At 65.2% G+C, this 13,726-nt stretch carries 9 protein-coding genes; 2 read left to right on the top strand and 7 right to left on the bottom strand.

Annotation, left to right across the window (positions count from 1 at the left end; genetic code table 11):
* Window positions 1-789, bottom strand: coding sequence for a class I SAM-dependent methyltransferase (locus HWY30_RS03785; protein WP_244144771.1), 789 nt, complete (start codon window positions 787-789; stop codon window positions 1-3).
* Window positions 790-1,078: 289 nt separating this feature from the next.
* On the opposite strand from HWY30_RS03785, the gene HWY30_RS03780 reads away from it, so the two are divergent.
* The gene (locus tag HWY30_RS03780; protein ID WP_090811556.1) at window positions 1,079-1,384 is read left to right on the top strand and encodes a hypothetical protein; all 306 of its coding nucleotides are present in this window, start codon (window positions 1,079-1,081) and stop codon (window positions 1,382-1,384) included.
* Between the two features lie 20 nt (window positions 1,385-1,404).
* On the opposite strand, the gene HWY30_RS03775 is transcribed toward HWY30_RS03780, so the two are convergent.
* Window positions 1,405-4,698 carry an adenylate/guanylate cyclase domain-containing protein gene (locus HWY30_RS03775; protein ID WP_090811558.1) on the bottom strand — a complete coding sequence of 1,098 codons (3,294 nt, stop codon included), beginning with the start codon at window positions 4,696-4,698 and terminating at the stop codon, window positions 1,405-1,407.
* A gap of 250 nt (window positions 4,699-4,948) precedes the next feature.
* Between HWY30_RS03775 and HWY30_RS03770 the strand changes: the two genes are divergently transcribed.
* Window positions 4,949-7,177 carry an SLC26A/SulP transporter family protein gene (locus HWY30_RS03770; protein WP_090811560.1) on the top strand — a complete coding sequence of 743 codons (2,229 nt, stop codon included), beginning with the start codon at window positions 4,949-4,951 and terminating at the stop codon, window positions 7,175-7,177.
* Window positions 7,178-7,213: 36 nt separating this feature from the next.
* Here HWY30_RS03770 and HWY30_RS03765 read toward each other — a convergent pair whose 3' ends face one another.
* From HWY30_RS03765 to HWY30_RS03745, 5 genes are all read right to left on the bottom strand, one after another.
* Window positions 7,214-8,335, bottom strand: coding sequence for an asparaginase (locus HWY30_RS03765; protein ID WP_090811562.1), 1,122 nt, complete (start codon window positions 8,333-8,335; stop codon window positions 7,214-7,216).
* Window positions 8,336-8,408: 73 nt separating this feature from the next.
* Window positions 8,409-9,827 (bottom strand): aspartate ammonia-lyase, encoded by a 1,419-nt coding sequence (aspA, locus tag HWY30_RS03760; protein WP_090811564.1) that lies wholly within the window; start codon window positions 9,825-9,827, stop codon window positions 8,409-8,411.
* A 95-nt stretch (window positions 9,828-9,922) separates the two neighbouring features.
* Window positions 9,923-11,389, bottom strand: coding sequence for a cysteate racemase (cuyB, locus tag HWY30_RS03755; protein ID WP_090811566.1), 1,467 nt, complete (start codon window positions 11,387-11,389; stop codon window positions 9,923-9,925).
* Window positions 11,386-12,681, bottom strand: coding sequence for a dicarboxylate/amino acid:cation symporter (locus tag HWY30_RS03750; protein ID WP_090811568.1), 1,296 nt, complete (start codon window positions 12,679-12,681; stop codon window positions 11,386-11,388). The genes cuyB and HWY30_RS03750 overlap by 4 nt, the downstream gene beginning before the upstream one ends.
* Window positions 12,682-12,803: 122 nt before the next feature.
* Window positions 12,804-13,718, bottom strand: a complete 915-nt coding sequence (locus HWY30_RS03745) for a LysR substrate-binding domain-containing protein (RefSeq protein ID WP_090811571.1) — start codon at window positions 13,716-13,718, stop codon at window positions 12,804-12,806.
* Window positions 13,719-13,726: the final 8 nt, after the last annotated feature.

Raw genomic sequence — 13,726 nt, 5'->3', positions numbered from 1 at the left:
TCAGCCGGCGCGTCCCCGCGGAACGCCCACAAGGTAAGTCAGACCGATCGGCGAGCCCTGCACCGGCAGTGTGCCGATGTCCCATTCGAAGCTCTGCTGGTCCGGGATACGCGCCACCATCTCACGCAATTCGTCGGGGTTGTAGATGCGCATCATCGACACGATGCCGTCGAACAGACACAGCAGCGGGATAGCCGGCAGCACATAGGTGAGCGCTAGTCGCGACCAGCGAAACGGCCGGATCAGCGGAGTCAGCGCGAGCATCATCAGCGGCATCGCCAGGATGAACACGACACCGAGCAGCCGGTGGTCGGCACCCTCGACGATGATGATCGCGCGACGCTTCGTCACCGCGTCGGCGAGGATCGCCCGCGCATCGTCCGGCCGAAAATGGTGGAAAGCGTTGAACATCGTGCGCACACCGTCGAATCCCGATGGCACGTCCATCGCGTCCACCGGTTCGCTCACATAGGTGACGCGGCCGGCTGCCCCGGCGGATACGCGCTCGTACGCGGCGCGATTGGGATAGAAGTCGGTCAGTTGCACCGTGACGCGTCCGGACTGCGCGAGCAACGGTGCAAGCGTCAGCCACGGGCCGCCGCCGCCCGAACATAGATCGACGATCCGGTCGTTGCCGACCCGCCGCATCGCTTCGCGCAGCTTGCCCGCGATGACGTTGAAGCCCTCGAGGGTATTGGCCAGGAAATGCAGCCAGTCCGTCCCGCCGTCACGGATCGCCCGTGGGCACCACGGCTGGTCTTCGATTTCGAGCAGATGCAGGCGTCGCATGATCACGCGGGCAACCGAGGTAACTGAAAACCGGCGGATTTCATAACGTGCCCTGGCAGTGTGCAACCGGGTAGACAGAGAAGGCCTGCACGCTAAACACCACGCCTGTCAGCCTTGGGAGCGGCAACTTACTACCGAACTTAAACGAGCCAACGCGCGGGCTTCTTAACGACGTCAGTCGACTATACGCTGAGCCGCGCCGACGACGTTAGCGGTTCGCATCCTGCATAATGACCACGCATGAGGATTTACCCGCATCATCCGCCGGACGGCGGCCGGGAGACGAGCGATGCAAAACGACAGACCGCCGCCGCGGCGGGTGACATATGAGAAAGGGATCCGGATCGGCGGCCCCGGCTGGTTCGGCCGGTTGCTGGCCGTCGCCCTGAGCGCGATCTTGTTCGTGGTGGCCGCGATGCTGTCGATCGTGCTGTTCGCCGTGCTGTTCGCGGTCGGCACGATCGTCGTCGGGTATCTGTGGTGGAAGATGCGCGCGTTGCGCCGGCAGACGGTCGCGCATGGCGACGACGCCCGCACCATCGACATGGAGGTCGTCCACAAGGACCCGCCCGACGACGATTCCGCGCCACGCTGAGGATCGGCTACGCGCGTGCCTCAAGCCGCAAGGGCCGCTTCGACCGCGCTTACGTAATTGCGAAAGCCGGCCTGCTGCAGCGCCTCTCGCAGCCGCAGCAGTTCATGTCGCGTGGCTTCGCTGAGCGGCGCCTGAAGCGCGAGTGCAAGCGCACGGCCACGCGCCGCGAAAAGCTCGGACCACGGCAACGGTTCGCGCTGCGTATAGGCCTCGAGTGCGTCCACGTAGTGCAGCATGCCAGCAGGATCGCTCGCCCCCAGCATCGCTTCGACGGCGTCGCGGTAAAACCACAGGTGATTGTGGCCGACCGCGCCGAGGCGCAACAGCGCCTCGCCTTCAGCCAGTAGCCGCGTACGCTCGCCGTTATCGTCAACCGCGCGGCTCAGTGCGCTCAAGGCCTTTGGCCCGGAAAACTGAGTCCCTACCTCGCGTGAGATGGCGAGTGCTTCGCGCAGCGCAACCACTGCTTCACTACGGCATCCTTCGTCCAGTAACAGGCGACCCTGCATCTCCAGATTCTGCGCTTCGAAGCGGCGCGCGCCCAATTGCCGGATCACACGCATTTCCTGCACCAGATGCTTGCTGGCCGCCTGCGCATCGCCCAGTTCCTGGCAGGCGAACACCCCCAGCGTCTCCCCCAGCAATTGCGCGCGAGGCTGCCCGATCAACTCGGCGGCGCGGGCGGCGGCGCTTGCGTCCTCGCGAGCCTGACTTGCGTCGTTCAGGTAAATGCGGCTGAAGCCCTGCATCGACAGATTGGCAACCTCGATGCGGCCGAACCCGTGTTCGCGGCTCATCGCGACGCATTCGCTGAAATGATGGAACGCGGTCCGCATGCGCCCCTGCGCATATGCCGCATCCGCCAGGCCGCCGAGCGCGCGAGCCTCTGCCTCGGGCAGACCGAGGCGCCGCGCGTAGCCAAGACCGCGCTCATGCTCGGCGCTGCAGGCGTCGATCTTGCCGAGCGGAAAGAGAATGTTGCCGCGCAGATAGTGGAGGCTTGCAAGCTCCGCCAGCCGGTTGTCTCGCTCCGCGATCTTTTGCGCTTGCGCGAGTAAGCCGAGTGCTTCGTCGAGACCCTCGCTGACACGCAGACCTTCCGCGAGCCCGAGCTGACAGTCGCATCGGGCGGCGTCGTCGGTGGCGGCGGCGAGTGCGGTGCGGTACGTCACGATCGATCCTGCGATGTCGCCCAGGTCGCGCTGAAGTTCGCCCTTGCAGCAGCTCAGTGCATGGCGGTCTGCCTCCGACTGCGCGATTTCGATGCCGCGCTCGGCCAGCCGCAGCGCCGCTTCGAAACGATGGGCGGCACGCTGTGCGGCCGCCGCGCCCAGGTAGGCGTGCGGCGCGTGCTCGTCTTCGGCGCGGTCGAGATGCTGGGCGTGCAGCGTGACATCGCTTTGTGCGAACCATTCGGCCGCGCGCAGATGAAGTTCACGGCGGCGCGCGCGCAACAACGTCGAGTAAGCGCTCTCCTGGATCAACGCGTGGGCGAACAGGAAGTCGTCGCCTTCCGGCAGCACGAGTGCATTGACGAGCAGGCCGTCGCAGACGTAGCCAGGATCGTCCACCAGCTCTCGCAGCAGTGCGAGATCGAAACGCTGGCCGATCACGGCGGCCGCCTGGAACGCCAGGCGGTCACGGGGCGCGAGCCGGTCCATCCGCGCGAGCACGAGACTGCGGATCGACGCGGGCACGTTGCCGCCGCTGCCTTCTTCAGCGTTGCGCAGCAGTTGTTCGAGAAACAACGGATTGCCGCCCGCGCGCTCGATGCAGGCCACCGCGACGCGCTGGGTCGCATCGATGAAATTGCCCGCCAGGCTCAGGGCCTCGTCCTTGCGAAGCGGTCCGAGATCGATCGTGGCGAACGGGGTGTCGCGGCAACGTGCGCGCCAGCCTGCATCGATCGGATCGCCTTCCACGCGCGAAGTCGTGACCAGCAGGCCCGTGCCGTTGGCAATGCCTGACGCGAACGCCGACAGGTAGCCGATGACTTCGGCATCGGCCCAATGGAGGTCTTCGACGACGATGAGCGTCGCCGCATGGGCGCAAGCGTCCTCGGTCAGCCTCACGGCGAGCGCCTGCTTGCCGCGCTTGCGCGCGCCGTGGTCCATGGCCTCGTAGATGGTTTGCCATTCGGCGGCCTGCGGAAGATCGAGGAAGTCGTGCAGAAACACGATCTGCTCGGCCTTGACGATACCTTGGGTCGCGACCTGCGCGGCGGCGGCCTGCCGCGCTTCACTCGATGCACCGGCCGGTAAGCCGAGCAGGCTTCCAATGATGGTCCGCACCGGATCCTGGCCCTTGCCGACGCCGAAATCGAGCACGAGGCTCCGATGGAGCGTGAAGCCCTGTGCCTGCGCATGGCGGCGCATCTCGTCGACGAGCCGCGTCTTGCCGATCCCGGCTTCGCCCCGCACATGAACGACATGCCCTGCTCGCCTTGCCATGCACGCATGAAGGATGCCGTGAAACTGTTCGAGCTCGGCTTCGCGTCCGACGAAGCGGCTGCGGCTCGTCCTGACGGGGTCGCTGCCTAGCGCGAGGAGCCGCCATGCCCGCACCGGCGTGTCGATGCCCTTGAAGCGCCGCTCGCCGATTGCTTCGCAACTGGCGGCGTCGCCGAGCGTGCGCGCCGCGTCGTCGGATATCCAGGTTTCGCCGGCGGCCGCGGCTGCCACGAGCCGAGCGGCCAGGTTCACCGGATCGCCATGCACGGTGTAGTCCTGCGCGTCGGCGCGGCCCAGCGCGCCCGCGATGACCTCGCCACTCGCAATGCCGATATGCGCCTGCAACGGCCGCCCGGTCTGCGCGGCCAGCCGCGCCAGGCCGTCGTGAATGTCGAGAGCGGCACGGGCGGCGCGCAGCGTGTCCGTCTCGTGCGAGCGGGGCGCGCCGAACAGCGCCATCACCGCGTCGCCGATGTGCTTGTCGATCGTGCCGCCATAGGCGAGCACGATCCCGTCGACCAGCGCCGTGTAGCGTCCGATCAGCGCGCGCAAGTCTTCGGGATCGAGCGAGCGCGACAGCATCGTGTAGCCGCAGAGATCGGCGAACAGAATCGTGACCTGCCTGCGCTCGTCCGCGGGCACCTCGTTGTCGGCGGAGGTCTGGGACGGTAGCGGCGCGGCCGCCGTTAGGGCGCCTGCCGCCGCGGCCAGAATGCGCTTACGGTGGCCGAGCGACTGTACCCCCAGCTCTTTCAGGTCCACGTCGGTCAGTTGCCCGAGCAGCGACATGTCGATGTCGTTTGCCGCGAACGCCTGGGCGTACTGCTCGAGCCCGAGGTCCCGCAGCCATTTCTCGATATCCATGTTCGTCGCCCCGCCTCCGATGCGTGGCCCCGCGGGCAAAAGCTCAGACGAATAGCGCGCCTGCCGACCGCCGGTGTGAACGGCTCCGGAACTGCACGGCCTTTGCGTGGAGCTCGCCAGGTACGGGGCCGATGAATAACCAGTGTAGGTGTCCGATAAGCACGCTGCATCGCGTTTGACAGCCGTTCGAGCCGCGCAGGATACTGGCTGGCGCGCCTCACGGCGCCCTTGCATTCGACCGGGAATCCACGTGAAGCCGGGCAAGACCGTTTCCGTCTCCGAGATCCCGCTGCGCTCGCGTTTGGCGGGTCTGCCAGGCGACGTGGCGGCGGGCGCCGTTTCGACGCTCGTCATGCTGTGCTATGCGATGAGCCTCGGCACGATGATCTTTAGCGCCGATCTTGCCCGCTACGCGATGCTGGGCGTGCCCACCGCGCTCGTGAGCTGCGTCGTCACGGCGCTCGTGATCGCCTTGACGAGTTCGATGCGCGTCAACATTGGCGGCCCCGACAGCAACGCCGCCGCCTTTCTCGCCGGCGTGGCGGCGGGGGTGGCCAGCAGCGTGCGCGCGGACGGCGGTTCACCGCAGACGCTGATCCTCACTGTGCTGATCGCCATCGCGCTCTGTTCGCTCATGACGGGCATCGTGCTCTATGCGATCGGCTCGTCGAAGCGCAGCCGCTCCTTGCAGTTCCTGCCCTATCCGGTGCTCGGCGGATTTCTCGCGGGCACGGGCTACCTGCTGCTCGCCGGGGCGTTCCGCGTGCTGACGGGCCAGCCGCTGCAGTGGCACACGCTCGGGTTGCTCGGGCACCTTCACTGGCTCACATGGGTTCCGGCGCTGGTCGTCGGCGTGCTGGCCACGGTACTGATGCGCACGTGGCAGCACATTGCCGCGCTGCCGCTCACGCTGGCCTTCGGCGTCGTGCTTTTCTACGTTCTGCTGCAGGTTGCCGGAGTTTCGATCGACGACGCGCGCGGCATGGGTCTGCTGCTGCCGCGCGTCAAGCTGCACCTATCCGGGCTGCCGGAGTTGCACCTGGCCGCGAGGCTCGGACGGGGCGGCATCGACTGGTCGGCGGTCGGCGCGCATCTTCCCGAGAGTCTGGTGGTGACCTCGGTGTCGGCCGTGACGATCCTGATGAATTCAACGGCGATCGGCGCGGCCACCGGGGAGGACGTCGACCTCAATCGCGAGATGCGCGCCGCCGGCCTCGCCAATCTCGCGAGCGGACTGCTGGGCGGCATGGTCGGCTACCAGTCGTTCAATCGCTCGATGCTCAACGCGCGGGTGGGCGCGACGAGCCGGGTGGCGGGCGTGTTCGCCTCGCTCGCGTGCGTGGTCGTGCTCGCCACTTCACCGGGCATCGTGGCGCTCTTTCCGGTGCCGGTGCTGGTCGGCCTTCAGCTCTTCATGGGGCTGCGCTTGCTCGTGCATTGGCTCGCGGGCGCCTGGACCAAGCTCAACTGGTATGAGTATCTGCTCGTGCCCGTGATTCTCGGCACTATCGCGGCGTATGGCGTGATCGTCGGCGTAGGGGTGGGCGTCGTTGCAGCATGTGTGATGTTCACGCTGCTCTACGGTCGGGTCGGCTGCATACGCATGGAGTTCGACCTGCGCGCGCGGACCTCGAATGTTGAGCGCAGCATCGAAGACACCCAGGCTCTGCGCGCAATCGGCCCCCAGGTATGCGGAATGTGCCTGCAAGGGTTTCTGTTCTTCGGCACGGCCAATTCGATTCTGCAGCGCCTTCGCGAGCGATTCGGCGCCGGGAATCCGTCGCAGGTCCGCTTCGTCGTGCTCGACTTTGCGGCGACACATGGCATGGATGCATCCGTATCGATCAGCTTCGTCAAACTCAGGCAGCTCTGCGCCGCAAGAAGCGTGGACCTCGTGTTGACCGCGCTGCCGCCGCGCTCGCGCGATCTGCTCGTGAAGACCGGCACGCTCAATCTGAAGATCCATGAATTCGATACGCTCGATGCGGGTCTCGAATGGATCGAAGACAAACTGCTCGCGTCGAACTCGCTCGCGATCGCGCATGGCGGCGATTTGCGGGCGATGCTCGAGCCGCATTTCACGGCCGGCGCGTTGAACGGCTTGATCGCGTGTCTGGAGGTGCAGGATCTGCTTTCGGGGCAGGCGCTGTTTCGTCATCGCGAGCCGGGCGACGCGCTGTATTTCGTCGAGCAAGGACGTGTCGCGGTCTCGCTGCCGCTCGGCGATGGCCGCTCGGCGCGTCTGCGCTCGTTCGGCCCGGGCACGGTCGTAGGGGAAATGGCGGTGTACACGCAGCAACAGCGCAGCGCGGATGTGATTGCCGAGGCACCGACGCGCGTGTACCGCCTGTCGATCTCCCGGCTGCTCGAACTCGAACAGCAGGATCCGGCGACGGCGCAACAGTTGCATCGGTTTCTCGTGAAGACCATCGCGTTGCGTCTTGCCGTTGCCGACGAGGCATTACGCGCGGCTTTATAAGCGGCAGCGCCCCTGACCGGCGGCGCCCCCAACCCGTCACCACGTCCCGCTAAACGCCTGCTGTACCTTGACGGGATCGGTCACGCCGTTGGCCACCAGCAATTGCGTCAGCAATCGCGCCTTCTGCGGATTCAGATCGAGCGATGCGACGAAACCGCGCTTGTCGTCGTCCACCTCGACGTTGCGGTTCACGAACCCCGACACCAGGCGCGTCGAGCGAACCACCACGATGCCTTTTGCCGCCGCGCGGTCGAGCGCCGCGAGGGCTTCCTTCGACATGTCACCATCGCCTTCGCCGGCGACGACGATGCCCTTCGCGCCATCGGCGATCGCATGATCGATCTGGCGGCCATCCATGTTGCTATGCGCGTAGACGATATCGACGCGCGGCAATTGCCCACTCGCGGGCAGGCTCAGCGCAGCGCGCGTCGATTGCACCGCCGGCATCACGAAGCGCACGCTCGCCGGATCGACATAACCGATCGCGCCGGCATTCGGCGACGCGAACGCCTGTACCGCCGTGGTATTGGTCTTGGTGATCCAGCGCGGCGCGTGAATCTGGTCATTCATCACGACCATCACGCCTCGGCCACGCGACTGCGGGCTCGCCGCCACTTCGACGGCTTCGTACAGATTGCCGGGACCGTCGGCGCTCGCGGAACCGCCCGGTCGCATCGAGCCGACCAGCACCACCGGCTTGTCGGAGCGCAGCACGTTGCTCAGGAAGAACGCCGTTTCCTCGATCGTATCGGTGCCGTGCGTAATCACGATGGCGTCGGCCTCGTTCCGCGCGAAGACCTCGTCGATCCGCCGCGCAAGCTGCAACCAGATCTTGTCGTTCATGTCCTGCGAGCCGACGTTCGAGATCTGCTCCGCGCTGATGCTCGCGAGCTTCTCGATGCCCGGCACGCCGCGCACCAGTTCCTGCCCCTTCACGTTGCCCGAGTTGTAGCCGATCGCCGAACGGGGATCGGCGGTTCCCGAGATGGTGCCGCCGGTGGCCAGCACCAGAACACGCGGCGTTGCCGTGACGGCGCTTGCCTGTTGCGATGGCGCGTCGGCAGCCTGTGCGCAGGTACCCGCGGCAAGTGCCGCGATCAGCAGTGCCGCCGAACCGCACAGCCGCCTTGCTTTTCGATCGATCGTGTTGGCGTTCATCTTTCTCTCCTCCATCGTTTAAAAGAGTCGCGTGCGTATGCACGCGACCTGTGACCGGAACAACCTTCGTCGCTCATGCCGCCGACGACATCTTTCTTGGTTGCGTCAGCATGGCGGGTTGAAGGATCTCGTCGAGCTGCGCCTGACTCAACAGTCCTTTGTCGATCACGATCTGCGCGACGCTTTTGCCCGACGCAAGCGCTTCCTTCGCGACTTCGGTCGAGTGCGTATAGCCGATGTATGGGTTCAGCGCGGTCACGATGCCGATCGAGCTCTCGACGATCGCGCGCAGCCGCTCGCGATTCGCGGTAATGCCGTCGACGCATTTCGACGCGAGCGTGAGGCACCCTGCGCGTAAATGGGCGACGCTCTTGAACAGGCTGTGCGCGATGATCGGCTCGAACGCGTTGAGCTGGAGCTGCCCCGCTTCGGCGGCGAAGCTCACCGTCACATCGTTGCCGATGACTTCGAACGCGATCTGGTTGACGACCTCCGGAATCACCGGATTCACCTTGCCCGGCATGATGCTCGAACCCGCCTGCACCGGCGGCAGGTTGATTTCGCCGAGGCCCGCGCGAGGACCGCTCGAAAGCAGGCGAAGATCGTTACAGGTCTTGGAGAGTTTTACGGCGACGCGCTTCAGTACGCCGGAGAGCTGCACGAACGAACCGACATCCTGCGTCGCTTCGATCAGATTCGGCGACGTGGTCAACGCGATACCGGTTATTTCGCTCAAGTGCCTGCATGCAAGCTGCGCGTATTCCGGATGTGTGTTGATGCCGGTGCCGATCGCCGTCGCGCCGAGATTGATCTCGCAGATGAGCTGGGCCGCTTCCTTCAGCCGCTCTTCGTCTTCGCCGAGCATCACAGCGAAGGTGCTGAACTCCTGGCCGAGCGTCATCGGTACGGCGTCCTGAAGCTGCGTGCGGCCCATCTTCAGGTCGTTGCCGAATTCCACCGCCTTGCGTTCGAACGATGCGCGCAACACGCCCATCGCGTCGACCAGTTGCATGATGCCCGCGTACGTGGCGATCTTGAGCGCGGTCGGATAGACGTCGTTGGTGCTCTGGCCGAGATTCACGTCCTCGTTCGGATGGAGAACCGCGTATTCGCCGCGCTGTTGCCCGAGATGTTCGAGCGCGAGATTGGCGATGACCTCGTTCGCGTTCATGTTGGTCGACGTGCCCGCGCCGCCCTGAATCACGTCGACGACGAAATGCTCGTGCGCGGTGCCTGAGCGCACTTGCCTGCATGCGTGCACGATGGCCTGCATCTTCACTGCGCTCAATAGGCCGAGATCGTAATTCGCGAGCGCGGCGGCTTCTTTCACGCTCGCCAGCGCGTTGACGAGGTTCGGATACACGGAGATCGGAATACCCGTGATGGGAAAGTTTTGCAGCGCGCGCAGCGTGTGTACGCCGTAGTGCGCGGTCGCGGGCACGGCGAGATCGCCGAGAAGGTCGTGTTCGATACGTTCGGTCGGTGCAAGCATGATTACCTCTGAGGTTCTGAAATCGACAGGCGAGCGGGGTCATCAGGCACACCTCGTGTGCAGGTCCGTCGCATTGACTGGGTGAAGCGGTTGGGTTATTGAGGCGGCGCTGTCGCGCAGGCGACACACTGCTTCGCGAGCACGTCGGTCGGATCGACCACGCTCACGCGCGCGCCGTTCGCGCCGATCACATACGGCTCGCGAATCAGCAGCGGCAGTTCGGTGCAGCCGAGAACGATCACTTCGACGCCGTCGGCGACAAGCCCGTCGATCGCCGCGGCGAGGTCTTGCTGGCACTGCCCCGCCGTGAATCCGGCCTTCACGCCTTCCTTGCCGTAGATCGCGTCCATCACGCGCGCCTGCAGCGCGGGTGCCGGGACGACCTGCCGCAAGCCGTGCGATTCGAGCGCCTTTTCGTAGACGCCGCTTGCGAGCGTGCCGCAAGTCGCGAGCACGCCGACCGAGCGCAGCGCGGGAAACGACTCGCGCAGATAACGCACCGTCACCGTCAGCATATTGACGATCGGCACGCCGAGATAAGGCTGTATCCGCTCGACGAAGGCATGCGCCGTATTGCACGGGATCGCGATCAGATCCGCGCCGCCCGTTTCGAGTTTCTTGCAGGTCGCATAGAGCGAGATGGTCGGGTCGGGTCCGTCGCCGATCAGATTCTCCGTGCGATCCGGGATCTGCGGGTTCTGCTCGACGAGCAGCTTGATGTGGTCCTGATCGCGCCGCGCGGGCGTCGCGCGCACGATCTTGTGAATGAAATCGACGGTGGCCGCCGGACCCACGCCGCCCACCACGCCGACCTTGAAGATCGTCTCGGGCGTGTGGTACTGGCCGGACACCACGTACTGCGCATAAGCCAGGTTCGAATCGACGAGCGGCACGCGCAACGCACCGAGTTCGTCCGCGACCAGCGCGATCTCGGTGAGCCCCGGCACGATGACGTTGGCGCCCTGTTCGATCAGGTCCTCGCACGCCGCCCGCAGCAACTCGGCCGGACGGCCACGCAGATTGCCGCTCTTCACGCCATCCTCGCCATAAACGGCCTCGGTGACGAAATCGATGCCGTCGCCGATGCGCGGGTGGATCACTTCGAACTCGGGCGCCGCGAAGTACTTCTCGAACAGGCGCCTGCGCCGCGTATGCGCCGACGCGAGCACGCCCACGCGGCGCACCGCGGGAAATCTTCTGCGCACGTGGCTGCGCACCGCATCGATCATGTCGACGATCTGCAGCGGCGAATTGGCTTTCAGTTCGTCGATGAACGTGTGACTCAGGAAGCACGGCAGCACGACCGTCGTCACGCCGCGCTTCTCGAAGCTGCTGATCAGATCGAAGATGTACAGCTTGCGCTGCGTCAACGTCTCGCTGTCGGCATCGGCGCTGCGAAACGGCTGCTGCTCGAAGATCGCATCGAAGTGCTCGGCGTCGCGCGTGGCCGGCGTCGATTTGATCAGTTTGAAGAACACGTCCGCGCTCGCGAGCGGGCCGAGCCCGCCCACCACGCCGAACTTGCGCGCGCTCGTGGCAGCCGTTGCGTCGATGCCGCTCATTTCGTCTCGCCTTCGAGCTGGCCGAACGAAGCCGTCGCCATCGCCGTGCGGCGTTCCTGCCGCGTCACGCGCTGGCCCTCCCACTTCGCGATGGCTGCCGTCGCGATGCTGTTGCCGATCACGTTGGTCGCCGTGCGCCCCATGTCGAGAATCTGGTCGATCGCGAGCACCAGCACGACGCCCGATGGCGGCAAATGGAACATCGGCGCCACGGCCGCGACGACCACTACCGAGCCGCGCGCGACACCCGCCATGCCTTTGCTGCTCACCATCAGCACGAGCAGCATCACGATCTGCGTGCCGATCGGCATGTCGATGCCGAACGCCTGCGCGATGAAGATCGCGGCGAAGGCCTGATACATCATCGAGCCGTCGAGATTGAACGCATAGCCGAGCGGCAACGTGAAGCCCACCACTTTCTTGTCGACGCCGAATTCCTCCAGCTTCTCCGTCAGGCGCGGATACGCCGCCTCGCTGCTCGCGGTGGAGAACGCCAGCATCGCGGGTTCGCGGATCGCCTTGAGCAAGGCCCAGACCGGCTTGCCGAGAAACGCGTAGCCGGCGAGGATCAGCGCCGCCCACAGCAGCGCGAGCCCCGTATAGAAGCTGGCCACGAGCTTGCCGTACGTCGTCAGCACGTCGAGGCCATGCACCGTGATCGCCGATGCCAGCGCGCCGAACACACCGACGGGCGCGAGACGCATCACATAGTCGGTCAGTTTCAGCATGGTGGGCACGAGCCCTTCGACGCCCGCGATCAGCGGCGCGACGCGCGGGTCGGACTTGATCACGCTGAGCACGATGCCGAACATCACCGAGAAGACGAGGATCTGCAGGATATCGTTGCGCGCCATCGCATCGACGATGCTGGTGGGGAACGCGTGTGTGACGAAGTCCTTGAAGTTCAGGCTCGACGTGTTGAGGCCGGTGGCCACGTCAGCGCTCGTCTGGGACATGTGCAAGCCCGCGCCCGGTTGCAGCAGGTTCGCGAGCACGAGGCCGAGCGCGAGCGAGAACAGCGACGCGCACAGGAACCACGCGATCGAGCGAAGACCGATGCGGCGCACGTCGCTCGTGCCTTCCATGCCGGCGAGACCTGACACGAGCGTGGCGAACACCAGCGGCGCGATGATCATCTTCACGAGCCGCAGGAAGATATCGGTGACGATGGAAAAGTAGCCGGCGATCTCCTTCGCCTGCGCGGCATCGGCCGCCGTGCGATGGCAGACATAACCGACGGCCACGCCGAGCAGCATGCCGGCGAGGATGTAGAGGGTAAGCCGATTCTTCATGTGTCTCCGTCCTGAGATTATTTGTGACTGGACGGAATTCTAGAGACGGCAGAAAAGACGTGAATGCTAGTGTTGCATACGGCTATGCAAGTTTCGCATAACGCGGGATAACCCTAGCGGCGCTATTCGGCTGACCCCGACGAGGCCCGCAGATGCCGCCACAGCGTATCGAGCAGTTCAGTGCGGTTCGTGAGATCGCGATACACGCGCAACTCCAGCTCCAGTTGCCATTCGGAGCGGCCGGCGGCGACAAGCTGGCCGCTGTCGAGTTCGGCGGCGATCGAGCTCTTCGGCAGCCAGGCGACACCCTCGCCTTCCAGCACGAGCTTCTTCACGACCTCGGCCATGTCGGATTCATAGTGAAGATGCAAGGCGGGCGACGCTTTGCTCTGCTCCATCAGCAACGCGAAGCAGCGCCCAAAGTAGCTCGTCTCCGTATAGGCGATGAACGGCATCGGATGTTCGATCACGCCGGGCAGACGGTACACGTGCGCAAGCCGCTGATTGGGCCTGCAAACCGGCATGAAAGTATCGACGCCCACGGTCACGCATTCATACCTGGTCGGATCGAGATGCAACGGCAGCTGCGGATGGTGATAAGCGAACATCAGCTCGCAGTTGCCGTTGACCAGCATCAGTATCGAATCGTGCACGTTCGCCGGAATCACGCGCGCGCGCACTTCGCCGACATGCTTGGACAGCGTGCGCAGCCACGCGGGCAGGAAGTTGAGCGCGATCGTGTGGCCGGCTGCGATCTGCAGGCTCGTGCCGGCGATGCGCTGTTCGGTACGAATGATGGCGCGCGTGTCGAACAGCTTGTCGAGGATGTCTTCGGCCGCGTCACGAAACAGTTGCCCTGCCGGGGTCAGGGTCGGCGGAAAGCCGCTGCGATCGACGAGATCGGCGCCGACCCATTGTTCGAGCGACTGGATCCGTCTGCTGAAACCCGACTGCGTGACGTTGCGAAACTCCGCCGCCCGGGAAAAGCTCTGATAGCGGGCGAGCGCGATGAAGTCTTCGATCCACTTGATTTCCATCAGCCATC

Source organism: Paraburkholderia tuberum STM678 (assembly GCF_902833905.1).
Classification (GTDB): domain Bacteria; phylum Pseudomonadota; class Gammaproteobacteria; order Burkholderiales; family Burkholderiaceae; genus Paraburkholderia; species Paraburkholderia tuberum.
This window is presented reverse-complemented; position numbering and strand designations above follow the sequence as displayed.